Source organism: Chroococcidiopsis sp. (assembly GCF_051657925.1).
In the GTDB taxonomy this organism is placed as follows: Bacteria; Cyanobacteriota; Cyanobacteriia; order Cyanobacteriales; family Chroococcidiopsidaceae; genus Chroococcidiopsis.
Genome location: NZ_JBOFLP010000147.1, coordinates 56,481 through 80,926 on the forward strand (window position 1 = coordinate 56,481; position 24,446 = coordinate 80,926).

Annotated in this window: 29 protein-coding genes; 13 read left to right on the top strand and 16 right to left on the bottom strand. The window is 44.9% G+C overall.

Annotated elements, in window-relative coordinates; translation table 11 throughout:
* The first annotated feature begins 37 nt into the window (after window positions 1-37).
* On the top strand, window positions 38-517 hold the full coding sequence (locus ACRC32_RS11505) for a hydrogenase maturation protease (protein ID WP_438554085.1): 480 nt from the start codon (window positions 38-40) through the stop codon (window positions 515-517).
* Window positions 499-840, top strand: a complete 342-nt coding sequence (gene hypA, locus ACRC32_RS11510; RefSeq protein WP_192154059.1) for a hydrogenase maturation nickel metallochaperone HypA — start codon at window positions 499-501, stop codon at window positions 838-840. The genes ACRC32_RS11505 and hypA overlap by 19 nt, the downstream gene beginning before the upstream one ends.
* Before the next feature lie 43 nt (window positions 841-883).
* Here the strand turns inward: hypA and ACRC32_RS11515 are convergent, their stop codons facing one another.
* The 11 genes from ACRC32_RS11515 to ACRC32_RS11565 all read right to left on the bottom strand — a co-directional run bounded on the left by ACRC32_RS11515 (window position 884) and on the right by ACRC32_RS11565 (window position 11,425).
* Window positions 884-1,678, bottom strand: coding sequence for a PhzF family phenazine biosynthesis protein (locus ACRC32_RS11515; RefSeq protein ID WP_438554086.1), 795 nt, complete (start codon window positions 1,676-1,678; stop codon window positions 884-886).
* A gap of 254 nt (window positions 1,679-1,932) precedes the next feature.
* Entirely contained in the window at window positions 1,933-2,814 is an 882-nt protein-coding gene (locus ACRC32_RS11520; protein ID WP_438554087.1) for a DMT family transporter, read from the bottom strand.
* Window positions 2,811-3,332 (bottom strand): MarR family winged helix-turn-helix transcriptional regulator, encoded by a 522-nt coding sequence (locus tag ACRC32_RS11525; protein WP_438554088.1) that lies wholly within the window; start codon window positions 3,330-3,332, stop codon window positions 2,811-2,813. The genes ACRC32_RS11520 and ACRC32_RS11525 overlap by 4 nt, the downstream gene beginning before the upstream one ends.
* A 178-nt stretch (window positions 3,333-3,510) precedes the next feature.
* On the bottom strand, window positions 3,511-4,299 hold the full coding sequence (locus ACRC32_RS11530; protein ID WP_438554089.1) for a DUF928 domain-containing protein: 789 nt from the start codon (window positions 4,297-4,299) through the stop codon (window positions 3,511-3,513).
* A gap of 9 nt (window positions 4,300-4,308) precedes the next feature.
* The gene (locus tag ACRC32_RS11535) at window positions 4,309-6,687 is read right to left on the bottom strand and encodes a CHASE2 domain-containing protein (protein ID WP_438554090.1); all 2,379 of its coding nucleotides are present in this window, start codon (window positions 6,685-6,687) and stop codon (window positions 4,309-4,311) included.
* A gap of 202 nt (window positions 6,688-6,889) precedes the next feature.
* Window positions 6,890-7,882 carry a DUF1822 family protein gene (locus ACRC32_RS11540; protein WP_438554091.1) on the bottom strand — a complete coding sequence of 331 codons (993 nt, stop codon included), beginning with the start codon at window positions 7,880-7,882 and terminating at the stop codon, window positions 6,890-6,892.
* A complete protein-coding gene (locus ACRC32_RS11545; protein WP_438554092.1) occupies window positions 7,818-8,534 on the bottom strand; it encodes a sigma-70 family RNA polymerase sigma factor in 717 nt (238 codons plus the stop codon). The genes ACRC32_RS11540 and ACRC32_RS11545 overlap by 65 nt, the downstream gene beginning before the upstream one ends.
* A gap of 198 nt (window positions 8,535-8,732) precedes the next feature.
* Window positions 8,733-9,929 (bottom strand): Coenzyme F420 hydrogenase/dehydrogenase, beta subunit C-terminal domain, encoded by a 1,197-nt coding sequence (locus ACRC32_RS11550; RefSeq protein ID WP_438554093.1) that lies wholly within the window; start codon window positions 9,927-9,929, stop codon window positions 8,733-8,735.
* 155 nt (window positions 9,930-10,084) lie between these two features.
* Complete coding sequence (locus ACRC32_RS11555; RefSeq protein ID WP_438554111.1) at window positions 10,085-10,387, bottom strand: TMEM165/GDT1 family protein; 303 nt, start codon at window positions 10,385-10,387, stop codon at window positions 10,085-10,087.
* 125 nt (window positions 10,388-10,512) lie between these two features.
* The gene (locus tag ACRC32_RS11560; protein ID WP_438554094.1) at window positions 10,513-10,935 is read right to left on the bottom strand and encodes a TMEM165/GDT1 family protein; all 423 of its coding nucleotides are present in this window, start codon (window positions 10,933-10,935) and stop codon (window positions 10,513-10,515) included.
* 136 nt (window positions 10,936-11,071) lie between these two features.
* Window positions 11,072-11,425: a YkgJ family cysteine cluster protein gene (locus tag ACRC32_RS11565; RefSeq protein ID WP_438554112.1), complete on the bottom strand. Its 354-nt coding sequence runs from the start codon at window positions 11,423-11,425 to the stop codon at window positions 11,072-11,074.
* Window positions 11,426-11,666: 241 nt separating this feature from the next.
* On the opposite strand from ACRC32_RS11565, the gene psb30 reads away from it, so the two are divergent.
* Window positions 11,667-11,789: a photosystem II reaction center protein Ycf12/Psb30 gene (gene psb30, locus ACRC32_RS11570; RefSeq protein WP_039717506.1), complete on the top strand. Its 123-nt coding sequence runs from the start codon at window positions 11,667-11,669 to the stop codon at window positions 11,787-11,789.
* A 97-nt stretch (window positions 11,790-11,886) separates the two neighbouring features.
* Here the strand turns inward: psb30 and ylqF are convergent, their stop codons facing one another.
* Genes ylqF through ACRC32_RS11585 form a run of 3 tightly spaced genes read right to left on the bottom strand, consistent with a single transcriptional unit; the run spans window position 11,887 to window position 13,341 of the window.
* A complete protein-coding gene (gene ylqF, locus ACRC32_RS11575) occupies window positions 11,887-12,744 on the bottom strand; it encodes a ribosome biogenesis GTPase YlqF (RefSeq protein ID WP_438554095.1) in 858 nt (285 codons plus the stop codon).
* Between the two features lie 10 nt (window positions 12,745-12,754).
* Window positions 12,755-12,943: a hypothetical protein gene (locus ACRC32_RS11580; protein ID WP_438554096.1), complete on the bottom strand. Its 189-nt coding sequence runs from the start codon at window positions 12,941-12,943 to the stop codon at window positions 12,755-12,757.
* Complete coding sequence (locus ACRC32_RS11585) at window positions 12,943-13,341, bottom strand: universal stress protein (protein WP_438554097.1); 399 nt, start codon at window positions 13,339-13,341, stop codon at window positions 12,943-12,945. Before ACRC32_RS11585 ends, ACRC32_RS11580 begins: the two co-directional genes overlap by 1 nt.
* A gap of 90 nt (window positions 13,342-13,431) precedes the next feature.
* Between ACRC32_RS11585 and ACRC32_RS11590 the strand changes: the two genes are divergently transcribed.
* The 9 genes from ACRC32_RS11590 to ACRC32_RS11630 all read left to right on the top strand — a co-directional run bounded on the left by ACRC32_RS11590 (window position 13,432) and on the right by ACRC32_RS11630 (window position 21,082).
* Window positions 13,432-14,634, top strand: a complete 1,203-nt coding sequence (locus ACRC32_RS11590) for a phosphoglycerate kinase (protein WP_438554098.1) — start codon at window positions 13,432-13,434, stop codon at window positions 14,632-14,634.
* A gap of 549 nt (window positions 14,635-15,183) precedes the next feature.
* Complete coding sequence (locus tag ACRC32_RS11595) at window positions 15,184-15,744, top strand: TetR/AcrR family transcriptional regulator (RefSeq protein ID WP_438554099.1); 561 nt, start codon at window positions 15,184-15,186, stop codon at window positions 15,742-15,744.
* A gap of 78 nt (window positions 15,745-15,822) precedes the next feature.
* Window positions 15,823-16,986 (top strand): ABC exporter membrane fusion protein, encoded by a 1,164-nt coding sequence (locus tag ACRC32_RS11600; RefSeq protein WP_438554100.1) that lies wholly within the window; start codon window positions 15,823-15,825, stop codon window positions 16,984-16,986.
* 252 nt (window positions 16,987-17,238) lie between these two features.
* Entirely contained in the window at window positions 17,239-17,553 is a 315-nt protein-coding gene (locus tag ACRC32_RS11605) for a DUF2834 domain-containing protein (protein WP_438554101.1), read from the top strand.
* Between the two features lie 73 nt (window positions 17,554-17,626).
* Window positions 17,627-18,241 carry a GNAT family N-acetyltransferase gene (locus ACRC32_RS11610; RefSeq protein ID WP_438554102.1) on the top strand — a complete coding sequence of 205 codons (615 nt, stop codon included), beginning with the start codon at window positions 17,627-17,629 and terminating at the stop codon, window positions 18,239-18,241.
* A gap of 62 nt (window positions 18,242-18,303) precedes the next feature.
* Window positions 18,304-19,473 carry an ABC transporter permease DevC gene (gene devC / locus ACRC32_RS11615; protein ID WP_438554103.1) on the top strand — a complete coding sequence of 390 codons (1,170 nt, stop codon included), beginning with the start codon at window positions 18,304-18,306 and terminating at the stop codon, window positions 19,471-19,473.
* Window positions 19,474-19,486: 13 nt separating this feature from the next.
* Complete coding sequence (locus tag ACRC32_RS11620) at window positions 19,487-20,005, top strand: DUF2721 domain-containing protein (RefSeq protein ID WP_438554104.1); 519 nt, start codon at window positions 19,487-19,489, stop codon at window positions 20,003-20,005.
* Between the two features lie 14 nt (window positions 20,006-20,019).
* The gene (locus tag ACRC32_RS11625; RefSeq protein WP_438554105.1) at window positions 20,020-20,760 is read left to right on the top strand and encodes a DevA family ABC transporter ATP-binding protein; all 741 of its coding nucleotides are present in this window, start codon (window positions 20,020-20,022) and stop codon (window positions 20,758-20,760) included.
* A gap of 34 nt (window positions 20,761-20,794) precedes the next feature.
* The gene (locus tag ACRC32_RS11630; RefSeq protein WP_438554106.1) at window positions 20,795-21,082 is read left to right on the top strand and encodes a hypothetical protein; all 288 of its coding nucleotides are present in this window, start codon (window positions 20,795-20,797) and stop codon (window positions 21,080-21,082) included.
* Window positions 21,083-21,502: 420 nt separating this feature from the next.
* Here ACRC32_RS11630 and ACRC32_RS11635 read toward each other — a convergent pair whose 3' ends face one another.
* The gene (locus tag ACRC32_RS11635) at window positions 21,503-23,545 is read right to left on the bottom strand and encodes a heavy metal translocating P-type ATPase (protein WP_438554107.1); all 2,043 of its coding nucleotides are present in this window, start codon (window positions 23,543-23,545) and stop codon (window positions 21,503-21,505) included.
* Window positions 23,546-23,596: 51 nt separating this feature from the next.
* On the bottom strand, window positions 23,597-23,734 hold the full coding sequence (locus tag ACRC32_RS11640; protein WP_438554108.1) for a hypothetical protein: 138 nt from the start codon (window positions 23,732-23,734) through the stop codon (window positions 23,597-23,599).
* 128 nt (window positions 23,735-23,862) lie between these two features.
* Here ACRC32_RS11640 and ACRC32_RS11645 point away from each other — a divergent pair.
* Window positions 23,863-24,446: NTP transferase domain-containing protein (locus ACRC32_RS11645; RefSeq protein ID WP_438554109.1), on the top strand; the 584-nt coding region annotated here is incomplete at its 3' end.

Here is a 24,446-nt window from a genome sequence, read left to right on the forward strand (position 1 = left end):
TTCCTCATAGCTTCAAGATAGAGCTAGCTAGAATAACATGAGCAAGAACTCAAAAACTATTTTAGTAATTGGCTACGGTAATGACTTACGTAGCGATGATGCAGTGGGGCAAAAAGTAGCTAATGCGATCGCATCTGAGGAATTACCTCATGTAAAATCGCTGTGCGTCCATCAACTCACACCCGAACTAGCTGCATTTTTGGCAACAGCCGACCTAGCAATTTTTATTGATGCCTGTTATACAAGTGTCTGCGAGAATGTGCGAGTACAAGCGATCGCACCTACCAATTCTACTGCGATCGGCGGACATACAGGCGATCCGCGATCGCTACTAGCCCTGACGCAAGCGCTTTACAATCGAGTTCCGAATGCTTGGTGGGTAACGATACCAGGAACGAACTTTGAATTAGGCGATCGCCTTTCACCCATTGCTGAACGAGGTATTCAGGTAGCGCTGGAACAAATTTACCATTTGATTAAATTAGGCAAGGTAGAACTATGCATGAAGTTGGAATGATGCAAAACGTTCTCGAAACTGCTGTAGAACGTGCAAAACATGAAGGCGCGAGCCATATTCGCCTGTTGCAAATGCGAGTCGGTGAGGCATCTGGAGTAGTACCAGAGTCTTTACAACTGGCGTTTGATGTGGTGAAAAAGGAGACAATAGCTGAAGATGCCAGACTTCAGGTGGAGTCCGTACCAGTCGTCTGTTATTGCCCCAATTGCACTACTGAATTTCATCCCACCGATTTACTCTACGAATGTCCCGAATGTCACCAACCATATTGTGAGGTACGACAGGGTAAAGAGTTTGAACTGGCATTTTTAGAAGTTTCCTAGTCGATCGCTAGCTTCACGAGTTACTTAAATTATCCCGTTACCATTAATCAACCAATTCACCCCGTAAAACGAGAACAGCTTGTCCTCCCAATAAAACGCGATCGCCTTGACAACTAACTTTAATAACTCCACCCCTAGCAGAAGCTTGATAGGCGAGAAAATTATTTTTCCCCAAGCGATCGCGCCAGTAGGGTGCAAGGCAACAATGCGCCGAACCCGTCACCGGATCTTCATCGATTCCGACATTAGGGGCAAAGTAGCGAGAGACAAAATCATACTCTGAAGTTGTCGCTTGGCTGGTAGCAATTACGCCTTGCACGGGTAAGGTTTTCAGTAAACTAAGATCTGGCTGAAGATTGCTGACAATCTCCTCCGAATCTAATTCCACTAAATAATTCCCACTCGTCTCACCTACATACTTTGGTTTGGTTCCCAAAGCTTTAATCAAATCGACAGGTATTTCCGATTCAGCAGGGACTTGCATGGGAAAGTCTAACTCGATCCATTCTCCTATCCGTTTTGCCGTCAGCAAGCCGCTGAGAGTGTGAAATCGAGCTGTTTCCTCTGGCTGCAAATAACCCTGTTTCCACAGCACATGAGCGCTAGCTAGGGTAGCATGACCGCAGAGAGGAACTTCTGTAGCAGGGGTAAACCACCGCAAATTGTAACTACCATCATCTTGCCGGAGTAAGAAAGCCGTCTCTGATAAATTCATCTCCTTGGCAATATTTTGCATCCAACCGTCATCTCTCGGTTGCGGCAGAACGCAAACGCCAGCAGGATTTCCAGTAAAAGGTTTATTTGTAAAAGCATCGACCTGAAAAATTTCTTGTCCCATTTCAGTTATCAGTTATCAGTTGTCAGTTGTCGTAGAGGCGGGTTTAGCAAGCAGATTCACGGGCTTTAGCCATAATCTTCGTTCAAAACCCGCCCGTACAGTTATCAGTTATCAGTGTAGAAATGCTACATGTAAGATCTCTACAAAGATTACACTGCTCATTTTATGACTGGGATGGCAAGAGGCGATCGCACGGCTGGGACTGATTTCTTTTCATTTTTGTACTAGGCTAGTTGCACTACTCGTAGTTTTCTTTACACAGTTTTGAGTTTGTTTGCAAGATAGGACGACGCAACGATTAATACCCCTCCAACCCACTGTGTAAAGCTGGGTTGCTCGCCGAGCGCCAAAATTGCACTTGCTACACCAAAAATGGGAATGAGGGCAACGTAAAACGCAGCTTGACTTACAGGTACATTTTGTAATGCAATCAAATAGAGTAAGAACGCTAAAGCATACTGCATGATGCCCGAAATAACTGCAAGTAACCAAAATTGTAGTGAAATGCCTGCTGCGCTCACTTCATAGCTCGAATTGAGAATTGATAGTACGCTAAAACACGATACAGTTACAAGCAAACCAACCATCTGCTGTGATGCGGTGAGCTGTAAAGGATTTGCTGTTGCAATCTGCTTCTTGCTCAGGAGAACATAGAATACTGCGAAGACCGTACCGAGCAGTACGAGTAGATCGCCGACAAGTGAGGCACGGTCTGCACCCTGAGCGTCTTTTAACATTAACAGAGACACCCCTATAAAACTAATGCCAGCGAGGAGTAATTTGACTCGCGTAAGTTTTTCACCTAAGAAAACTGCTGCTAACAAAATGGTAAAAATTACCTCGGATGAACCAATTAATGTTGCGTTGCTGGCAGTCGTCATCTTTACGCCAAAGGTTCCAACCATGTAGGCTAAAGCAGGTTCAAAAATCCCTGCAAAGCCTTGTTTGAGATGACTCCAAGTGAATGGCAGTTGACGATCTTTGAAGTAACACACTGTGGCAAGAAATGTAACGCTGGCAATCAGTTGAATAATCAATAGAGTCGTCGCTGTAATTTCTGAAAGGGCAATTTTTGTCAGTGTCAATCCAACTCCCCAGCAAAAGGCGTAGCTTAGAGCAAGGATTACTGTTTTCATTGTTTTAGTATTTGACAGTATTTTTGTTCGACTGGACAGCGATCGCCTGGGCAGACTTCCTCTTCACACAAGCGGCAGATAGTAAAGGCTTGTAGCTCGTTCGTCGTCATGGCTGCCAGCATTTTTTCTAAAAGTGCGGTCAATTGCTGGCGCTCGTTCGGCGTTAAAGAGTTAATGGCAATTTGCAAGTGTTGTCGTCGCTCTGACAAAATAGCTTTCCGTCGTTCAGACCCCGCATCTGTAAGGAATAAAGCCAGCGTTCGACCATTTGCTCCCGATCGCCGCTCCACAAGACCCTCCTTTTCTAAGCGATCGATCAGGCGAACGGTTCCAGGATGCGAGAGATTGAGAATTTGCCGCAGTCGATTGATGGACAGTCCTGGTTCTGCACCTAACGTCACCAGAGCAGCTGGGGTTTCGCCACCATATCCAGCATTGGCTGCAACAACTGCATTGAAGGCATCTGTAACGCTGAGTGCAAGCGCACCTAAGAGATTTGACGTTCTTTCGTCATCCATAGAACATTTAGATTATATGTATGCATCATACATATTTTTAAGCTTGATGTAAATAGAAGTTTCAAAAAGCCTTTTAGATCGATGCTTAAAAGCAAAATTGCATCTCACCAACAGCCCTAAAACTTCCGCATTTTCGATTACAACTTCCGACTCCCGACTCCCGACTCCCGCGCTGACATCATGGCAAAAGTGGCTGAGATGTCATATCGCTCAAATTGGCAGATTGTAAAAGCCCGTTCCAATTTGCTTTGTGAGAGGCATTGTCCGGCTGCTGTAAGCGCTGTTCGGCTATGGTGGCGATCGCATCGTACCATAAGCCTTGTTGAGCGTAGAGAGCGAGTCGTTGTTCGGGTGTGGCTGTTTTGAGTTGCGCTCGCATCGTGGCGGTTGGCGAGATGCGCTGTACCCATCCTTCGACCGAATCTTTAATAACAATAGTGGAATCTGGGCGATCGCAACTGGCTGCTATTTCTGTTTTCAAAAACCAGTGATAGTTCCGATCCAGCTTGAGTGGTGGTTGAGAAGATGGTAAACGCACGCCGATGATTCCTGGTTTAGCTGGCAGTTCGACAGCAGAACGATAGACATCGTTATCGCGATCGTCTTGCAAGACGAATTCTACAGAACGGAGCGAAGGGCTGGCAGCGGGAATGTAAAACCAGAAGGTGGGATACTCGGCGATCGTCTGTCCCCAAACATACGTTGCCTTGCCCGTGCCTACGGTCTTTTCTACGGCAGGTGCTAGTGCCGTTAGCGGCAGCTTGAAGCCGCAGTCTCCTCCTCGTCCGGCTGCGCCTCTAGTTCGTCCGGTGGGAGTACCAGAGGCGGGAAAGGGCGGCGGCGTGTAACGGGGTTGAGCGCTGACTTGCTGGTGAGTGTTATTTTGACTGTTATTGTGGTTTGCGATCGCTGCTGTGGGTACGAGCAGTGTGAAGGCGATCGCTACTGTGGCTGCAAGCTTGTGCATTATCTCACCTCAATCTATCTTTAGTGTAGGTTTGGGCGGTAGATTGCTGCTATCGGGCAAAGAACGCTTAACGACCGCAATTCTGCCTCCCGTCACGACTAAAGCCAAAGCCGCAGGGACTAAAGGCAGCCAGCCACCTTGAAGTAGTAATATCCAACTCGAACCATATAGGGCTGCAATTGTCAAGCAAACACTCAGTCCCAATCGCACGGGAGAACGCCAGCACCAAACAACAACTCCTCCCACCAACGACCAAGCCCAAATCCAGGTAATTTCACCCCACAGAGGCAAAACCCAAAGCGGCGGTCGTCCGTCCAAAACAGCACTGAGGAGTTGACTCACCATCTGAGCTTGTAAATAAATACCTGGAATTTGTTTTTGTAGCCCCTGTCTGCCGATGCTGTAGGGAGTAGACCACGCATCACCAGTACTAGGAGCCGCTAGACCGATCAGTACAATCCGGTTGTTGAGGGTACGGGCAAGATGAGGCGGAATGCGATCGCTCAGTATATCTCCTAGCGTCACTGCTACGGCAATATCGTCTACAGAGTCAAAGGGACGGTAATTGAGTAACAGTTGATAGCCTTTAGTATCGATTCTTTGATAACCGCCCGTATGGAAAGGTTGCAAACGCGGAAAAACAACATTACCGAGTTGTAAATTACCATTGGGCGTGAATCGAGTTTCAATTCCTTTCGCTGCCAAATATTGATGGGCGAGTTGAAAACTGAGCGCTGTATTAGCACTGCAACGGGATGTTAGTGGCGGATCGAAATTGAGCAAATGACGGCGTACGATATTGTCATCTGGATCGGCGAGGACATCGCTAAAACCTATCCGTTCGGGCGCGACTTCTGGCGGAGGTTGAACGCCACGCGGATCGAATTCTGGATCGCTGACTTTACAAATTGCAAAAAGGCGATCGCTTTTTTGGAGCCTTGACTTCAGACTCGGCAATTTCTCGACTGGAAAATCGCGATAGATATCCAAACCGATAACTTGCGGATGTAGTTGTTCTAGTTTTTGCAATAGTTTTTCCAGTGCCAAATCTGACAGAGATCCTTTTCTCTGTTTCTGTTCTGGCAGCTGCAAATCTTCCTCCGTCACCGTCACAATTAACAGACGCGGATCGGCTTTTTCCATAGGACGCAGCCGTATCAATTGGTCGAAAACTTGCAATTCTATAGGTTGGAATAAACCCAATAACCTCATTCCTACCACCGCCGCCGTGACAATGGTGCTGGTGAAGAAGACGCGCCGCAGAGAAAGCCGTTGTCGTGGTGGACGTAGACGTTGCATCCACTGTTGCCAAGTCGGAGGAATTTCGGCAAGATTTTGATAAATGACTGGTAGCCAGCTAGCAGCAGGATATTCGCTTTCCCATCCCTGGAGTCTTTCCCTTGCCTCTCGTACCGACAAATAGAGAGACTTTCCCCCAGCAAAAGCCTGGAGAAAACTCTTCAAAAATTCTTGTGCCACGCGATCCGGTACGGGTTCGCGCATGAATACTACTTGGGGAATGTGCAGACTTGCCAAGTCCCGTGCCAAACCCAAGCCATCGCAAGAGTTAAAAATGGCTACGCTCAAACCATTTTCTACCGCAGTTTGTAAAGCGTGTTTGAGATCGGCAATAGTTAAACTTTCCGTTTGATTTAAATAAATTCTGCCTGTAACTTCATTCTGAGAGGCAGTTGTTTGACTGGCACTATGTCCGGCAAAAAATAAAATATCCCATCCTTGGGTAGACCATAACTGACGGTCTAACTCTTGACGTGACGGCTCAACCAAAAACTTGACATCTGCTCCAGGCAAGCTTTCGAGCAGGTTACGGTCTGCTTGAATGTCAATTCCGGCACTACTACCTAAAATCGCTAAAATTCTGATTTGAGTGCGAGAGGATGTCGTTTTCAGCGCAATTTCTTCGTAGGTGGGGGTACTCAAGGCAATTTCTGCTTGAGGATAGCGAGCAAATAGATCGCAGCGATGCCAGGGTAGTCGCTGTAATAGTAAATCTTCAGTTTGCAAAATGACTCGAATTGCATCCGCAGGCATTAATTTTTCTAAAAACTTATCCCTTAAAGCGAGAAACGATGGGGAGGAAAGCCAATTGTTCAGACTGCGACTGAGGGATTCTGCGGCATTATAACAGTCTTCTAAGACACAAACATTCGTGATTTGGACAGCAGCGGCTTCCAGACGCGATCGCAAACCCAAGCTGTAATAAGCCGATTGCCATTTTCTGTAGAGTTGCGGAATTTCCGGCTGGGGTGGTAATCTGCCAGCAAGTTCTACGGCGGGGCGATCGCCATCCTCGCCAATTTGCAGCGTGACAGGAAATCCCTGCTCAAAGCTACCTTCGCCAAACTTCAGGACAACTAACTTACCCACGATCTATCACCTGTAGGCACGTCAATAAACAGTTACCAGTTACCAGTTACCAGTTACCAGTTACCAATAAAAACCTGTATTATCGCTCTTGAGCAAGAGTCTTTCATAGAGGTGCTTGGTAAGTTTCAAGTGGAATTCAAATCTCCAGCGCAAACAGAAGGTCACTGTTGAACTAGTCGCCGATGTAATCTCAGGTAATGTTTTAAATAATAAAGTGTTCCGTGATGCCAACATCCCCCAGAGCTACTTTAACGCTAAATCTTTCTCCGGTAGTACCGCTAAATTGCAACTGAATGTAATTATCGGCGCGTCTGGCTTTAGCTTCCAAGAAAACTGAACCAGATTCATCCAAAACGATGAGCTGTAGCGACGGTGGTAAAAATGTCTCTCTCCCCGTCGGATGCACTTGTACGATCAGATCGGTTTTCTGCTCTGATGCAGGACGCAGTTCCATGACCAAAGCAACTGCATGACCTGCTAGCTGCATACCTAAGTCAATTAACTTTGCCCGTCTGACAAAATTTTCAGGGCGATCCACTTCATTTGTATTCAGTTCTTCTGTTTTACGAAAGCTAAAGGCTAAATTGTGTTCGGCTGGATTTAATAGCGAGACGACAGTTTGCCAACCTGGTTCAAACGTATTTTGGAACCACTGTCTCAAGTTAACCGTACTCGTGGAAGGATTTGCGTTAGCGAAGCTTAACGAAGTTATCGCGCTCAAGTCTTGCAAATGGGACAATAGATCTTCCGGCGATCGCAACTGGTTGACGGTCAACTGTTCTTGGGTAACTTGCTGGACAAAACCCAGGATATCGACCTGTTTTTCTACTTCATCCAAACGCACGACAACATAACCGATCCGATCTTCCCAAACCTCCGGTGGCACGTAACAGGTAGAAGCATCAGTGGCGATCGCCCGACATTCTAGGCGACCCAAACCCAATACCTCCAAGTCTGCTGCATCCACACACGCACGCATGAAAGGATTCCAACTATCGCACCCACTCCAATTCACCGGAATGCCCATCATTTCTAGATAATCGCGGACGGCACACACAGCCAAGGTATTCAGTCGCACTTGCTCTGCTTTTTGTGACGTTGGTTGCTGCTGGCTGAACTGCCAAGCAATGCTATTTGCGGCTTGAGTAATTGGTAACGGAAGGGAACGATCGTTTGCTCGTGCTTGATAATTCATGATAGGTATCCTCTAAATACCCTTGCGATTCGCCGAATTTACGCAATCGTGGTAAGCATTGTCGCCGATAGAAACTACTCAGTGTCGAAACGGACAGCTTGTATTGCGCTGCTAAATCTTCCCAGCTTGTCTCTGGTGGCAGCCTTTGTAACAATAAAACTTGGCAATTCACTTTTGGATAACCTTGAATATAAGTACGGCGGAGGTCGCCATCAGGATCGGTTTGAATCCACTTTCGTGTCGTTTCCAAAATTGGTGGGACATCGGGCGGAGCTTCCAAGGCTTCAATCGCGTCTTTCCCTAGCTCGTCAACAGAATAGACTTGTCTAGTTGTCGAGTTATTGGTAGTCTTTCTTTGCAGGTATAGGTCTTGCAGCCGTCGCCGCAGATATGCATTTAACCAAGTCGTGACACTACTACGACTGGGATCGTAGCGATCGCCTGTCGTAGCTTCACACAGGTTACGGCAGAAATATAGCCAGGTTTGTTGTAAAGCATCCTCGTAATCGGGAGTATTTTCTTTCCACAGCTTGCCAGACTTGGCAATCGAGCGGACAATTCTAGTTAAACCTCGCTGGCGATCGAGACTACCGACTTGGTGCTGACAAGTTTCTACGACCAATTGACGCAGACTCACCTCAATTTCTTCCATAACAGTATTTTTAATTTTTATCTCCAGCAGGGGTATGTTTATTTTCGAGGAAAAATTCTTCAAAATCACTACCGCGCTGCTTGTTGTCTCACCTCCTAGAAATAGCGTGTTTCCTCCGCTATCTACTTATCAGCAGTATGGAAGAAAATTATGCAGGTGAGTCTTGTGAAGATTTAAGAAGAATGTCGCATCAAGGCATTAATCCGGCAACTTATACTGCCCTACAATTCGCTTAGCAAACTCCGGTACATGCGCTTCCAACTTCTCTAAATAATTCCGCTTCACGTATAGATAATTCCGTGTAAAGTGAGAATCAATTGAGAACCGGGCGTATTCCAATCCTTTCGGACCAATTCTTTCGATCGCCAAACCCATTAACTTCGCCGCCCACATGGGCAGAGTCACCGCTTTGTCATAAGCAGGTATACTCTGTTGTACTGCTTGATGGCGATCGCCCTGCGATATGACTGGTTGTAGCTCTAATTTATCTTGCACCAAATCCAGCATTTCGCGACCGCGATCGTTACGGACAACAATCCACTGCCAACCAAAGGTAGCACCCATGTAACCGACAACCAAATCGGCAAGGGAGTTGACGTAATCAAAACAACTCATGCAAGAAGGTGCAAATACATCCTTCAACTGGTTTGTCTTTAAACCAAAGAAAGGTACTGTCTCTACCGAACCATCTTCGTGTTTGAAGTGAACGCGGAAGTCTTGCATGAATTCGTAATGTACTACCGTATCGGGTGATTTACTAGTCGTTTCTAAGAATTTTTGCAATCCCGCACGGGTAACGTTATCCACACAAGGAGTTCCCAAAACATACAGCTTTTCTAAGCCGAGTTGTTTTTCTACTGCCCGCAATGCTTGAATTTGGCAACCGACACCAATAACCAACAGCCGTTTCATACCTGACTGTTCTATTTGTTCTAGCACCGATAGGTTAGGCGACAGCGTAGGTTTATTTACCCGTGCGGCTAAAATTTCCTCTGGGGTACGGGCAATAATTGGCATCGGTTGAAAGCGGTCTTCTTTGGTATTCTGGACGCAGACTACACCTTCTACAATGCCGCGATTTAGCATTTCGATCGCAATGGTACTAACAATACCCGTCCATTGCGCCCCTGGAATCGGTTCTTTTTTTCGCGCCGCTGTCATCGATTGATGCACGCCGAAGTAAAGTTCGTCTGGATTGTCTAAATTACGGCTGCGATCGTGCGTTTGAGTTTCTAATTGGTCAAATTGCTGATTTAAGAAGGCACAGGCTTCCTTGACATAGTGGATGTAATATGTATCGCACAAGCCGCACTCGCTGCAAAGTTCTTTAGCTGGGCGGCGGCTTCCTGATTTGAGGGCTTTGGCTTTCTTATGATTGGGATGAACGGCGGTCATAAGTTATAAAACTTGGTTTTTTATACCTTTTCACACAATACCGCTTTCAGCCGTGAATTTCACAATTGCGAGTAGGTGCGTTAATTAACGCACTACCTTGAAACCAAGAGAGTGCATTTAATACTTGATTTGACAACAGGTAGAATTTGCACCTTTTAGATCGTAGTTTCCTCAGTTTCCTGAGAATTGTCTCCAAAGCATAATAACCGAATTGCAAGAACGGCAAAACCCACAGCCGCGATCGCCTTGACGAATTTTACGGGTAGCAACTGAGCTGCACCCGCACCTGCTAAAACTCCCAGCAAACTTGTCAATACCAAAGCGCTAGCCGTGCCAAAAAAGACAGCACGAGGAGATTTACAGCCGCCACTGAGGGCGATCGCTGCTAGTTGGCTTTTGTCTCCCAATTCCGAGAGAAAAACAGTGACAAAGCTAATTCCTAGTAGTTTCCAGTCCATGAAGTTGAGGAGTGAGGAGTGAGGAGTGAGGGGTGAGGGCATCTTTATCAGTCCCTCTAGATCGCCCTTAAAAGGGGAATTTCTCTCTTGTTCCCCCCTGTTTCAGGGGGGCTAGGGGGGATCTTCTACGAAAGTAAAATATCTCCTACTAAGGCGATCGCGATCAGTAGTAAACTCGTACCTGCGGCAATTTCTAACTTTCTAGGTGATAGGTGTTTTGCTAACCACTGTCCCAAGAGTACGCCTAGTAAACTAGTCGTAATTAACGCTGCGGCTGCACCTACAAAGACAATCCAGGGTGATTGAGACTCTGCACTCATCAACAGCGTGGAAAGTTGGGTTTTATCACCGCATTCTGCCAAAAATATGGTGAAAAATGTCGAGGCGTATATTGCCCACCAAGACTGCTGTGTTTGCTTTTGCTGTTGCGGGGGGCGATCGCTAACGCTGATAACAGGTTGGCTGTGTGTTTCCAAAACCTGTTTCTCCAGTGCTGTTATTTGGTCAGATAAGCTAGATCGCTGAGGGGGTGCAGATTCCAGTTTCACAAGCAGTTCAGTTTAATACGCGATACTTTTCATATTCCTTTCATTTTCTGCCAAATTATGACAAAAGGCAACCCCTTTATCAGTGGTCAGTGACCAGCGACCAGTGACCAGTTAACTAACAATCAACAACTAACAACTACCAATCACTAACTTCCCTACTAAACCGCACCATTTCCAGGCTGCGATCGCCATAAACGCCGGAAATCTGTTGCTCGCAGCACTCGATCGCAAAATCGTTGACTTCTTCCGGCTCGATGCCGTACATATCTAAGAATATTTCTGGCTCGACTCGGCAAAAGCGAGGACGGTTGGGGTAGATTTTGCATTCTCGCTTTAAATGGTCGTAATTGATACACCAACCACCTTCACCTACCATGCTGAGATAGAGTGCTAACTCTTCTGGTGTCAAATACTCTGCTATGTCTGGGCGTTCCTCTGGGTCGAGATGACAGCAAGCGCCACACTGTTTTACACATTTCCAAGTTGCCATTTCCAAGTCGCCATAATATTCAGATTGGGTGATGATAGAGTTCCCGCTACTCAAGCTTAGCGATTTTGGTTCCCCCATCACTAAAATGAGAGCAGCAAGGGTTTATTTGTGGTTTGTTATAGATTTGTTAAGTTAATTAAATCCGGTAATTCTCCTCTAGGTAAAATAAGGTGCGGATTTTTATGTAAGAAATCGACGTTAAATAGACAAGCTGGGAGGAGAGATAAATCTTATGTCTGGAATTTTTGATGCGATCGGTAGTTTTCAGTGGGAAACTCTGTTTCAACTAGTAAGCGTTGCCCTGATCATGCTAGCTGGTCCAGCAGTTATTTTTGTCCTTGCCTTTCGCAACGGCGATCTCTAAAACTCATACGAGATACCATCAATGGATAAGAGAGGGAGTAGCTTTGAGCTATTTTCCCTCTTTTAGTTTATTTGGATGAAAAGAAAAGTTACAAAAATTAATTCGGTGGTAACTCTAAGGGAACTGTCCCCAAAGTTCCTTTGCGAAAATCTATCAGTATCTGTCTTGCCGTGCGTTCCAAGTCGCCGCGATCGCGTTTTGCCGATAACTCATAGACAAACTCTTCTCCCGTCATGCCTAACGAATCGATTTTGTAGCGAGATAGAGGATTTTCTGGCATGAATTCGGGAGCAGTTGCCATTAAATCTTGCAGCAAATCGATAAATATAACAGCCACTTGGTAAGAATCGTAGGCAGCATCACCAATATCATCGCAGATAGCTAACTTAATTGCTGCTGCTTGGTCTTCTAGCTTAGTCGGAATTACCCCAGGTGCATCTAACAATTCGACGCGATCGGAAATTCTGACCCAGCGCAACTGGCGCGTTACCCCAGGACGAGCCTCACTGACGACAATCCGCCGCTTCAACAGCCGATTGATCAGCGCTGACTTACCTACGTTGGGAAATCCAATTGCTGCTGCCCGCACGGGACGGGCTAACAAGCCGCGATTTTTGCGGCGTTGATTAATTTCATCACCTGCTCTTTGCGCTACCTGCAATACTTGTCCTACACCGTTACCATCTTTAGCATTGGTAAAGTAAACTGTTTCTCCCCGTGTCTTAAACCACTGCTGCCACAACTGCCGCACCGCAGGGGGAATTGCATCGACGCGGTTGAGGATTAATACTCGTGTTTTATTGCCTACCCACTCTGGCATGCGCGGATGGTGGGTCGCTAGTGGAATCCGTGCGTCCCGTACCTCCAATACCACATCAACCAACTTCAGTTGTTCGGCAAGCGCTCTTTCTGCTTTGGCAATGTGACCTGGATACCATTGAATTTCGTTTGTCATTTGTCATTGGTCATTGGTCATTTGTGAATGGCAATGGGTAATAGGTAATTGGTAATGGGTAATGAGTAATGGGTAGTTGGTAGTTGGTTTTCCCCTGCTCCTCAGCTCCTGAAGCTCCCCTGCTCCTCAGCTCCTCTGCTCTCCTGCTCCTCAGCTCTTTTCCTCCCTGCTCCCTGCTCCCTGCTCTCTGCTCCCTCATTAAGGTACAACTAAAACCGGACAGGGAGATAAATTAATTACGCGGTTGGTGACGCTTTCGGTGACTCCTTCTTCTGTCAACCCGAGTCCTCGGCATCCCATGACAATTAAGTTAGCACCAACTTCGTCGGCTACATCACAGATAATAAATGCAGGCTTGCCCTGCCGCTCGAATGCCTCTGTTTGAATGCCTTGCTGCTTGAAGACGGACTGGGCATCTTCGAGAAGTCGGGCTACGACATCAGGCGATTCCATGCCCTCGTCAGCCTCCTCCGATCCTTCTACTACCGATAGCAGTATTAGACGACTACCATACTTTTGCACGATTTCAACCACGACTCCTACGGCTTCTTGTGTTTCGCGGCTGCGATCGATCGGAAACAGAACAGTCTTAAACATTTGTGGTAACTCCGATACCCATGCTTCGGTAAAATGTGGACGGCGCTAAATGATGGACTAAACCAAAAAGGCAATTAGGAGGTTGACGCTGTGTCCAAAAAAACTCTAGCAAATTTATCCTCGTCAGATTTATCTGGGAAGCGGGCGTTAGTACGGGTAGATTTTAACGTACCGCTAGACGACCAAGGCAATATCACTGATGATACCCGCATTCGTGCTGCACTGCCGACAATTCAAGATTTAATTAAAAAGGGTGCTAAAGTCATCCTGGCTAGTCACTTCGGTCGTCCCAAAGGTGTAGATGATAAATTGCGTCTGACTCCCGTTGCTAAGCGCCTTTCCGAATTACTCGGTCAAGAAGTTATTAAGTGCGACGATTGTATCGGTGATGAGGTTGCTGGCAAAGTTGCAGGAATGCAAAATGGTCAGGTGTTACTGTTGGAAAACGTTCGCTTCTATCCCGACGAAGAGAAGAATAATCCAGAATTTGCTCAAAAGCTAGCCGCAAATGCGGACTTGTACGTAAATGATGCTTTTGGTACGGCTCACCGCGCCCATGCTTCAACTGAGGGCGTAACTCACTACCTCAGCCCTTCGGTAGCAGGTTATTTGATTGAAAAAGAACTTCAGTATCTCCAAAGCGCGATCGAAAATCCTCAGCGTCCCCTAGCGGCAATTATTGGTGGCTCGAAAGTCTCCAGTAAGATTGGCGTCATCGAAACGCTGTTGGACAAGTGCGATAAGCTGCTGTTGGGTGGTGGGATGATTTTCACCTTCTACAAAGCACGGGGTTTGAATGTTGGTAAGTCGCTGGTGGAAGAAGACAAGCTAGAACTGGCTAAATCTTTGGAAGCTAAGGCAAAAGAACGTGGTGTCGATTTGCTGTTACCTACAGATGTGGTGGTAGCAGATAAATTTGCTGCTGATGCCAACGCTCAGACCGTCAGTGTGGATAATATTCCATCTGATGGTATGGGTTTGGATATTGGTCCAGATTCGGTCAAGACGTTCCAAGCAGCGCTGGCTGAGTGCAAGTCGGTGATTTGGAATGGTCCGATGGGTGTATTTGAGTTTGATAAGTTTGCTGTAGGCACAGAAGCGATCGCTCGTACTCTTGCCGATCTCACCAAGCAAGGCGTGACTTCCATCATTGGTGGTGGTGATTCTGTAGCAGCGGTGGAAAAAGTCGGTGTAGCCGAGCAAATGAGCCATATTTCAACTGGTGGCGGCGCTAGCTTGGAGTTACTTGAAGGTAAGGAACTGCCCGGTATTGCTGCTTTGGATGATGCCTAATTGTAGGAACTGAGAGGAGATCCGCAGTTGAAGAAGCGAGATCTCGATCCCCCCTAACCCCCCTTAAAAAGGGGGGAATTTAGAACCCCTTTTTTATGGGAGGATTAAGCAAGGGTGGAAGAGATCGCTACAAGTAACTAAAAGGACGGGATTTCCAGCCCCTTTCAAGAGGAAGGAATTTAAAGCCCCCTTTTTAAGGGGGTTGGGGGATCTCAACTGCGTAACTTCTGCAACTATAAATTCCTCCTTATTCTCGGTACGGGTGGGTTTGCCAGCAAAACTGTTTGTTTTTTACAAATCTCCGCAAAAAACCGCCCCTACAATTTCGGTACGGGCGGGTTTGCCAGCAAAACTGTTTGTTTTTTACAAATCTCCGCAAAAAACCGCCCCTACAATTTCGGTACGGGCGGGTTTGCCAGCAAACGTATTTGTTACTTGACATATCTGCTGTAAAAAAAAACCGCTCCTACTTGATTTATATTGGACGTTTGTTTTATATTTATTTATATCAAACGTTCGATCTAATGTAGAGTCAAATTAATTGTCCCGATGCCCAAGATTGTTGACCGCGACCAATATCGTAAAGAACTGTTGCTCAAGAGTTTCGATCTATTTGCCGAAAAAGGCTACGGTTCGATCACCATGCGACAGTTAGCTCAAGGGTTGGGCGTGTCTACAGGGACGCTTTATCATTACTTTCCCAGCAAACAAGCCTTATTTCTTCAGTTGGTAGAAGAACTAGACAGACAAGACTTGCTCAACTTCTTGGCGGAGGCGGGAAATCCACCCACCTTAACAGAGCGAATTGAAATTATGTTCAATTTTGTAGCTAAAAATGAAGATAATTTTTGCAAGCAAGTTTTACTTTGGGTGGAATTCTACCAGCAGGAAAAAGCTGAATCGAGTAGAAATAATGCTTTTCATAGCTCTTGGGATAAGACTACGCAAGCGATCGCCGACTATTTGCAAGTACCAGATAAAGCGATCGCGGATTTTGTCTTGAACTATCTTTACGGTTTATTAATGCGAGGAATATTTGAAACTGAAACAATTTCCTATCCAGAACAAGCAACCTTACTCAGCAAAATTCTCGTAGCATACCTTGCTTAAGTCATAAGTCGTAAGTCGTAAATTGGAAGTGAATTTTCACTAAGCAATTACTGACCAACTACCAACTACCAACTACCAATGACCAATGAAATTTTAAAACCTTCAAATCGCTGGTTGACTGGGTTAATTCTTACGGCAACTGCGATCGCAGGAGCAACTGGCTTTTATGTCGTTTCTCAATCTTCTCAGCCTTCCCCTCCTGTGGCGACAACTCCCCCAGTGACGCAAGTTACGGCTTTGGGACGACTGGAACCAGAAACAGAAGCAATTCGCTTATTTGCCCCATCTGCATTGGATGGCGATCGCGTAGACCAATTATTAGTTAAAGAAGGCGATCGCGTCAAAGCAGGACAAACAATTGCGATTTTAGATTCTCGCGATCGCTTGCAAAATGCTTTGGCACAAGCACGCGAACAAGTCAGAGTTGCCCAAGCTAAGTTAGCACAGGTGAGAGCAGGGGCAAAAACAGGAGAAATTAAAGCGCAAGAAGCGACTATTACCCGTATACAAGCAGAAATTGCTGGAGAAACGTTAACTCAAAATGCTACTATTGCTCGCTATCAAGCAGAAGTCAGCAACGCCCTAGCAGAGTATAATCGTTTTTTACAATTATATCGTCAAGGTGCGATCTCTGCATCGAACATAGATAGCAGGCGATTGACCCTAGAAACCGCTCAAGCACAGTTAAAGGAAGCGCTTTCGGGGAAAAACCGCACGGTGGAAACTTTACAGGCTCAACTACAAGAAGCCAAAGCTACCTTGAATCAGATTGCCGAGGTACGTCCGGTAGACGTGAATGCAGCCCAAACAGAAGTGGATACTGCGATCGCAGCAGCGAAAACAGCCGAAACGCAGCTACAAGAAGCTTATATTCGCGCTCCTATATCTGGGCAAATTCTCAAGATTCGCACGCGAGAAGGAGAAAAAATTAGTGATTCGGGCATTGTAGAAATGGGACAAACGGCTCAAATGGTTGCTGTCGCCGAAGTTTATCAAACTGATATTGGTAAAGTTAAGTTGGGACAGCCAGCTATTATTACTAGTCAAGCAATTTCAGAACAGTTGCGCGGTAAGGTTTCCCAAATCGGTTTGCAGGTAGATCGGCAAAATGTGTTCAGCAACCAGCCCGGAGAAAATCTAGATCGGCGCATAGTCGAAGTTAAAATTCGCCTCACTCCAGAAGCTAGTCAACAGGTAGCTGGGTTGACGAATTTACAGGTAGAAACAGCAATTCAACTGTAGGTTTTGTTTGTTTCAAGGCATAACGCATGTTCGGTATAAATAATTTCATTCTATTGATGTTGAACCAACAGACGAGATCTGTAGGGGCGGGTTTAGCCAAGATCTTGCCGCTGCACCAGGGATAGAATGCAAAACCCGCCCTCCCCACAATACGGATTTGAACCAAGATCTTGCCGCTGCACCAGGGATAGAATGCAAAATCCCTGCCACACAACAGATTATATTTCACGCGCAAATGAAGGAGAAATTGAGATGATGCAAGTTTTGTATTCAACACTTTGTATATTAGGCACTGCTTTAGCCTTCTCTGAGATTTTACCTTTTCTATTCGAGCAAGGATTCAACCCTCAAATTTTTGTAGAGCAGTTATTTACTAATAAGATTTCAGCCTTATTTGGCTGGGATGTAATTATTGCAGAATTAGTGTTGTGGGTATTTATTGCGTGGGAAGGTTCGCGATTGGGGATGAAATATCTATGGGTTTATTTCGCAAGTAGCTTAATTGGTGTTTCTACAGGTTTACCCTTATTTCTTCTCATGAGATACCGAAAGCTGACTGAGAAGTAATTACGAAAACTTTGTTAGAAACTCTGAAATTGATAGATTAAGATTTTAAAAACCTGACTTCAAAGAGAAGATAATGAATATGGAAGTGACGTACTTACAGCACTCGCAAATTGAATCTGCTAGCGAAATTCTAGCTCATGCATTCGCCAACGATCCAACATTTCGTTACTTTACCAAAGCAGAAGAACAGGCAAGAATTAATGCAATTAAGCGTTTTGCTAAAGCTATGTTGCGCTACAACCAGCCTTACAACCAAATTTATACGACTACAAATGATTTGAAAGGTATCGCGATTTGGATACCACCAGGAAAATATCCACTCAACGATCTTCGGTTACTTAGCTTAGGTTTATATACTCTGCCATTTCATATACGTTTGAGCAAATTAGCAAAATTGCTCTCAATACTTTTTACATTTGAGAAATATCATCAGCAAGATTTACCTCAACCGCATTGGTATTTATCTATGTTAGGTGTTTCACCTGCTTATCAACGTCAGGGAATTGGTAGTTTGCTGTTACAACCAGTTCTGCAACAAGCAGATAAAGATAGATTACCTTGCTATCTAGAAACCTCTACTGAAGGAGGTGTACGTTTATATCAAAGACATGGATTTGAGATTGTCAGGAATGAGAGTTTGCTGGCAGGAAAATTAAATTTTTGGACGATGAAACGAGAACCTCTTTGATAAATTGAACTGATAATTCACGCTTGAGATAGAACACACTACATCCATACGTAAAACTTGCTATGAAACTTTCAAATTTTTTCAAAAAAATTCCTTTGGCATGGCATCAGCTAATGAAAGAAAAGACGCGATTGCTAGTTGCGATCGCGGGAATTGGTTTTGCTGATATGCTAATTTTTATCCAACTAGGATTCAATGATTCTCTATACGACAGTGCAACACAGACACAAAGTTTGCTACAAGCAGATCTAGTGATGATTAACCGTCAGTTTGAATCGCTGTCTACGTTGCAAAGTTTTTCCAGAGAAAGATTATATCAAACATTAGCATACAATGGCGTGTCTTCTGTTAGTTCAATTTATATTGGGAGAGGTGAATGGAAAAATCCTGCAACGCGAATTGACAGAACTATTTTAATTTGGGGAATCGATCCGAATGCACCTAGCTTTGCCGTACCAGAAATTCAACAAAATGCAAAACGATTGCAACTGTTAAATACTGCTTTATTCGATCGCGCCTCTCGTCCCGAATATGGTGCGATCGCAGAGACAGTAGAAAAGCAAGGCAGTATAGAAGTACAATTAAATCGACAAAATATTCGGACAATTGGCTTATTCAGGATTGGTGCATCTTTTGCTGCTGATGGTAATGCGATCGTTAGCAATTCGACTTTCCTAAAACTATTGCCAGATCGCAAATCAAATCAAATTGAAATTGGATTAATTCAACTCAAGCCGGGGGCAAGTGCAGAAATAGCCAAAGCACAATTAATAGCAAATTTACCAAATGATGTCAGAGTTATGACACCAAAAGAATTTGCTGAGGTAGAAAAATACTATTGGGAAAGCCAAGGTGCGATCGGATTTATTTTTGGACTTGGCGTGGTCGTAGGGATTATTGTAGGCATCGTGATTGTTTATCAAATTCTTTACACCGATGTTGCCAATCACTTACCAGAATACGCCACGCTTAAAGCAATGGGATATAGCGATCGCTACTTATTAGGTGTTTTGATTCAGGAATCTTTAATATTAGCAATTTTGGGATATATCCCAGGTTTTCTAATTTCTATAGGACTGTATCAGATTGCAGCAGCAGTAATTTTAATGCCGATTGGGATGAAGCTCGAACGAGCTATTTTCGTGCTAACGATTACATTTGTAATGTGTAGCATATCCGGGGCGATCGCCATGCAAAAATTGCGTTCTGCCGATCCTGCTGACGTTTTCTAAATGCCGCTCTAACATGACTATTGAAATTGTTACACAAATAATCCAGCTCATTGTAGCTCCTACTGTTATAGTGACAGCTTGCACTCTGATTCAAGGTGGTGCACTAGGACGCTATGCAAACATTAGTTCTCGCATTCGGACGCTGACTCGCGAACGTGCAGAAGCTTTGGAACTCTCGATATATGACAAGTTATCTGACGATGCATTAGAAGTGGTTTTAGATATCGTCGATACACAACTTATATTGCTTTGCCGTCGCCATCTATTATTACGAAATGCCATTTTGATAATATATCTTGCTATTCTCAGCTTTCTGAGTTCAATGATGGCGATTGCTCTAACAAGAGTTTTTAGTATAACTGCAATCACTGTAGCAGTTATCTGTCTATTTTTAATAGGAACAATGTTGCTCTTTCTTGGTGTCATTCTACTCTATTTAGAAATTAAAAACTCAGATCGAGCTATTAACTTTGAAGTCAAGCAAGTTATGTCGCTTCACTCAAAATCACCTCAATTTTATTCACGTCAATAGACGAAGAAGAAATTATGCAATCAACAGCCCAAAATACGTCAATAGCAGAACTAAACTTACCTGTTATCTCTATCCAAAATCTCAATCACTATTTTGGACAAGGAGAACTTCGCAAACAAGCTTTGTTTGGCATTAACTTAGAGATTATGCCAGGAGAAATTGTAATTATGACTGGTCCTTCTGGCTCTGGTAAAACAACTCTATTAAGCCTGATGGGAGGGTTGCGATCGGCCCAAGAGGGTAGTTTGAAAATACTCGGGCAGGAAATTCGCGGGGCAAACAAACAACTATTAACTCGGTTACGCTGCCAAATTGGATATATCTTTCAAGCACACAATCTGATGTCATTTCTTACTGTGAAACAAAACGTAAGAATGTCTTTAGAATTACACGATCGCTATCTTGCTGAGGATTTAAATGCTAAAGCCACAGCCATGCTAGAAAGCGTTGGCTTGGGACATCGAGTCGATTATTATCCAGAAAACCTCTCAGGAGGGCAAAAACAACGGGTGGCGATCGCTCGTGCGTTAGTGAGTCATCCTAAAATTGTGTTAGCAGACGAACCCACAGCCGCACTTGATAAAAAATCTGGGCGTGATGTGGTAGAGATTATGCAGCGTTTGGCAAAGGAACAAGGTTGTACCATCCTGCTTGTCACCCACGATAACCGCATTCTCGACATCGCCGATCGCATTGTTTACATGGAAGATGGTTGTTTAGCCAATAATCCGAATTCAGCTGTCTTGGGTGAGTAGATATATATGGAGTCACTACCCAGGAGAATCAAAAGTGGATAATTTATACGCTGCTAATATCTGTCAAACGCCTAAAGCTTGGGCGAATACTAAAACTTGGCAGGAGACTTGTAGCAAATCTAATGCAGACACGCAAACTAGTCACAACGATTTGCTGATTCCATCGGCAATTATCGTATTACCAATATTTATGCTCGTCTCAATACTCATTACTAGAAAGTTGCGCCTACACTATCGTCTTCAGCAGCAGAGAAATAAAGCATTTGCCCGTTTGCAAAAAGTTGTGATGCTAGAGCGGATGTTATCTATTAAGGTTAAGTAGTCAATGATATATGTGATGAGCTTGACAAACTGACTAGACTCAGTAGCAAATACGTAGTATAAATAAAGTATTTGAATTAATTAATTTATCAAAGTCAGGCGCGATCGCGTCTACAACTCGATATTTCTAAAACTCAATATTTCCACTAATAGCTTAGCCATGACCAGAAAAAGCGAAGATCGAAGTTTGTTTGAGATGGGTCTTGTCTACGGAGCTATTTTAGGATGTCTGGGTTTAATCGCGTTAATTATGTTCTCTGAGCCAAGATTAATTATTGCATGTTTAATCTTTTCAATTTGGATTCTAGTTATATCGTTAATTTAAAAATTTCTATTAGGGAGTAGGGAGTAGGGAGCAGGGAGCAGGGGGACGAGAGAGCAGAAGGGCTTCAGGTGCAGGGGAGCAATTCCCAATTCCCAATTACCAATTTCTTAACAATCTTAAACCACTCAAAGTCACAATGACAGTCGATCCTTCATGACCAATTACGCCAATTGGCATATTCATGTTGCCAGTAAAATTAGCAATTAATAATAGCACGATAAAGCTGAGAGCAAAGGTAACATTTTGTTTAATAATTCTTTGCGAACGACGACCTAAATGAATTGCTACTACTAATTTTTCTAAACGATCTGCCATCAAAACAAGATCGGCGGTTTCTAAAGCAACATCGCTACCAGTCACACCCATAGCAATACCTACCGATGCTTGAGCTAAGGCTGGTGCGTCGTTGATGCCATCTCCTACCATAGCTACAGTTTGATATTGGCTCTGAAGTTGACGAATGACTTTGACTTTATCTTCGGGTAATAATTCAGCATAAACGCGGTCGATCCCGACAGATCGAGCAATGCGAGCGGCTGTACGCTGATTGTCGCCCGTTAGGACGATTGTTTCCTCAATTCCTAATTGTTTCAGGTGCTTAATGACTTCAGCAGCCTTGGGACGTAGGGTGTCGGCTACAGCCACAATCCCGATGATATCACTTTCTCTTGCTACCCAGATGACGGTTTTACCTTCGGTTTCGAGGCGTTGGGATAGTTCGGGAGTTGTAGGGGCGGGGTTTGACCAAAAATCGCCACCTTGAGTTGTCAAGCTATCTGCTAAACCCGCCCGTACAGGGGAGTTATTAGTTAACTCCAAATTTTGCATTTTGCATTTTGAATTTTGAATTAAAAAATCAGCTTTTCCTACTAGGACTTGCTGTTGACAGACTTCGCCAATAATTCCTTGTCCTGGGTGAGAATATACACCAACAGCAGGGAGGAATTCGATTTGTTTTTGTTGGGCAGCGGTGACGATCGCTTGACCGATAGGATGTTCGGAATAGGCTTCTAAAGCAGCAGCAATTTGTAAAACTTCATCGACTGAATGCCCGGTGGTAGGGATAACTTCTGTGACTGCTAATTTACCCGTGGTGAGAGTTCCAGTTTTATCAAATGCGATCGCCCGCACTTTTCCCATCATTTCTAACTGCGCTCCACTTTTAAATAAAATTCCCTGTCTTGCACCGTTGGCAATTCCCGATAGCAATGTCGGCATAATTGCTGCCATTAACGCGCAAGGAGAGGCAACAACGAGAAAAATTAAGGCACGATAAATTGTTGTTTCCCAATTCCAACCCCAAATAAACGGGGGTAAAATTGCCAATAAAATCCCAGCGAGAACGATAACTTTGGCATAGCCGCGCTCAAAGCGTTCGATAAACATTTGTGAAGGAGGTGCTTCTGTTTGGGCTTGCTTGACCAATTGAATGATGCGCTGAATTAAGCTGCTTTCCGGCGGCTGATGCACTTGCAGAATTAAAGCCCCGTTACCGTTTAAAGTTCCTGCAAAAACTTCATGCCCTACAGTCTTTTCTACTGGTAAAGACTCCCCCGTAATTGCTGCTTCGTTGAGGGTGCTGTAGCCTTCTTGAATGATGCCATCGGTAGGAATGAGTTCCCCAGGTTTAACTAAAATGCGATCGCCAACTTGTAACCGATCGACATCAACCAACTTTTCCTGTCCGCGATCCAGTACCCTAGCTGTATCGCTACTCAGACTCATCAAACTGCGAATATCTCGTTCCGTGCGCTGCATTGCATAGCTTTCCAGCGCCCCACTGATAGCAAAAATTAAAATTAGAACTGCCCCATCGACAATTAAGTAATATTCCCGCCGCCACAAACCTAATCCCGCCGCCCCCAAAGCAGCGACAATCATCAACAAGTCCACATCCAACTCTTTTTCTTGCCACAGAGTTGTCAGCCCCTCCTTCGCGCTCTCATACCCGCCGATAACGTATGCTGCTGGTAGTAACAACAATCCCAGCCCGAGCCAACCTAGTTGGAGCGCTATCCAGCCCAAAAGTACCAATACAGCGCAAACAAAAGCGGCGATCGCATCTAGATGTTCTCGACTAAAAACTCGAAATAACGTTTTCGATAAGATTTGGAGACGAGTAATCGCGAAGTAAGTCATAGCAACTGCACATACACCCTCTCACCCTAAACCTTGACATCAATGTTAATGTCAAGTCATTGGTAATGGGTAATGGGTAGTTGACAGTTGCCAGGGTGTGGGGTGTGGGAAGTGTGGGAAGTGTGGGAAGTGTGGGAAGTGTGGGAAGTGTGGGAAGTGGGAGTGGTTAGTCATAACTACTGTCTTCACCGATAACTGCTCCCTGCTCCCTGCTCCCTGCTCCCTGTTCCCTGCTCCCTGCTCCCTGACAACTAGTCACAAGTCACTGATTCCTTTATCCTTGAATAGGCGAATAGCAGATAGCCAAGTCTAAACATATGGTAGCGGTAGCAATTTTGGCAGCTGGGCGCGGTACGCGAATGAAATCGACGTTGCCCAAAGTTTTACATCAAATCGGAGGGCGATCGCTGATCGAACGAGCGATCCTGGGTAGTCTGGAAATCTCTCCCAAGCGAGTTTTGGTGATTGTGGGATATCAAGCCGAGCAAGTGAAGACAGCTCTTTTAGATCCCAACCGCTCGCTAGTCTCTGATTCCCTGCCAAAGTTGGAGTTTGTCGAACAAACCGAGCAATTAGGAACGGGTCACGCAATTCAGCAAGTCCTGCCGCATTTAGAAGGCTTTCAAGGGGATTTATTGGTGTTGAATGGTGACGTTCCCCTGTTAAGACCCCAAACGCTAGAGCGGCTGATTCAGACCCACAAACAGCACCAACATGCTGCTACCATTCTCACGGCTCAACTCTCCGATCCCCAAGGTTACGGAAGGGTATTTTGTAACGGTCAAAACATCGTCCAACAAATTATTGAAGATCGCGATTGTAGCGCAGCTCAAAAGCAAAATCGTCGCGTTAACGCTGGGGTATACTGTTTTCGCTGGCAAGATTTAGCGAACGTACTACC

What these genes read in the sequence shown, in the direction of transcription:
- ACRC32_RS11505 (WP_438554085.1), top strand. Translation starts at nt 38, where the DNA reads ATGAGCAAGAACTCAAAAACTATTTTAGTAATTGGCTACGGTAATGAC.
- hypA (WP_192154059.1), top strand. Translation starts at nt 499, where the DNA reads ATGCATGAAGTTGGAATGATGCAAAACGTTCTCGAAACTGCTGTAGAA.
- ACRC32_RS11515 (WP_438554086.1), bottom strand. Translation starts at nt 1,678, where the DNA reads ATGGGACAAGAAATTTTTCAGGTCGATGCTTTTACAAATAAACCTTTT.
- ACRC32_RS11520 (WP_438554087.1), bottom strand. Translation starts at nt 2,814, where the DNA reads ATGAAAACAGTAATCCTTGCTCTAAGCTACGCCTTTTGCTGGGGAGTT.
- ACRC32_RS11525 (WP_438554088.1), bottom strand. Translation starts at nt 3,332, where the DNA reads ATGGATGACGAAAGAACGTCAAATCTCTTAGGTGCGCTTGCACTCAGC.
- ACRC32_RS11530 (WP_438554089.1), bottom strand. Translation starts at nt 4,299, where the DNA reads ATGCACAAGCTTGCAGCCACAGTAGCGATCGCCTTCACACTGCTCGTA.
- ACRC32_RS11540 (WP_438554091.1), bottom strand. Translation starts at nt 7,882, where the DNA reads ATGAATTATCAAGCACGAGCAAACGATCGTTCCCTTCCGTTACCAATT.
- ACRC32_RS11545 (WP_438554092.1), bottom strand. Translation starts at nt 8,534, where the DNA reads ATGGAAGAAATTGAGGTGAGTCTGCGTCAATTGGTCGTAGAAACTTGT.
- ACRC32_RS11550 (WP_438554093.1), bottom strand. Translation starts at nt 9,929, where the DNA reads ATGACCGCCGTTCATCCCAATCATAAGAAAGCCAAAGCCCTCAAATCA.
- ACRC32_RS11555 (WP_438554111.1), bottom strand. Translation starts at nt 10,387, where the DNA reads ATGGACTGGAAACTACTAGGAATTAGCTTTGTCACTGTTTTTCTCTCG.
- ACRC32_RS11565 (WP_438554112.1), bottom strand. Translation starts at nt 11,425, where the DNA reads ATGGCAACTTGGAAATGTGTAAAACAGTGTGGCGCTTGCTGTCATCTC.
- ylqF (WP_438554095.1), bottom strand. Translation starts at nt 12,744, where the DNA reads ATGACAAACGAAATTCAATGGTATCCAGGTCACATTGCCAAAGCAGAA.
- ACRC32_RS11580 (WP_438554096.1), bottom strand. Translation starts at nt 12,943, where the DNA reads ATGAGGGAGCAGAGAGCAGGGAGCAGGGAGCAGGGAGGAAAAGAGCTG.
- ACRC32_RS11585 (WP_438554097.1), bottom strand. Translation starts at nt 13,341, where the DNA reads ATGTTTAAGACTGTTCTGTTTCCGATCGATCGCAGCCGCGAAACACAA.
- ACRC32_RS11595 (WP_438554099.1), top strand. Translation starts at nt 15,184, where the DNA reads ATGCCCAAGATTGTTGACCGCGACCAATATCGTAAAGAACTGTTGCTC.
- ACRC32_RS11600 (WP_438554100.1), top strand. Translation starts at nt 15,823, where the DNA reads ATGACCAATGAAATTTTAAAACCTTCAAATCGCTGGTTGACTGGGTTA.
- ACRC32_RS11605 (WP_438554101.1), top strand. Translation starts at nt 17,239, where the DNA reads ATGATGCAAGTTTTGTATTCAACACTTTGTATATTAGGCACTGCTTTA.
- ACRC32_RS11610 (WP_438554102.1), top strand. Translation starts at nt 17,627, where the DNA reads ATGAATATGGAAGTGACGTACTTACAGCACTCGCAAATTGAATCTGCT.
- devC (WP_438554103.1), top strand. Translation starts at nt 18,304, where the DNA reads ATGAAACTTTCAAATTTTTTCAAAAAAATTCCTTTGGCATGGCATCAG.
- ACRC32_RS11620 (WP_438554104.1), top strand. Translation starts at nt 19,487, where the DNA reads ATGACTATTGAAATTGTTACACAAATAATCCAGCTCATTGTAGCTCCT.
- ACRC32_RS11625 (WP_438554105.1), top strand. Translation starts at nt 20,020, where the DNA reads ATGCAATCAACAGCCCAAAATACGTCAATAGCAGAACTAAACTTACCT.
- ACRC32_RS11635 (WP_438554107.1), bottom strand. Translation starts at nt 23,545, where the DNA reads ATGACTTACTTCGCGATTACTCGTCTCCAAATCTTATCGAAAACGTTA.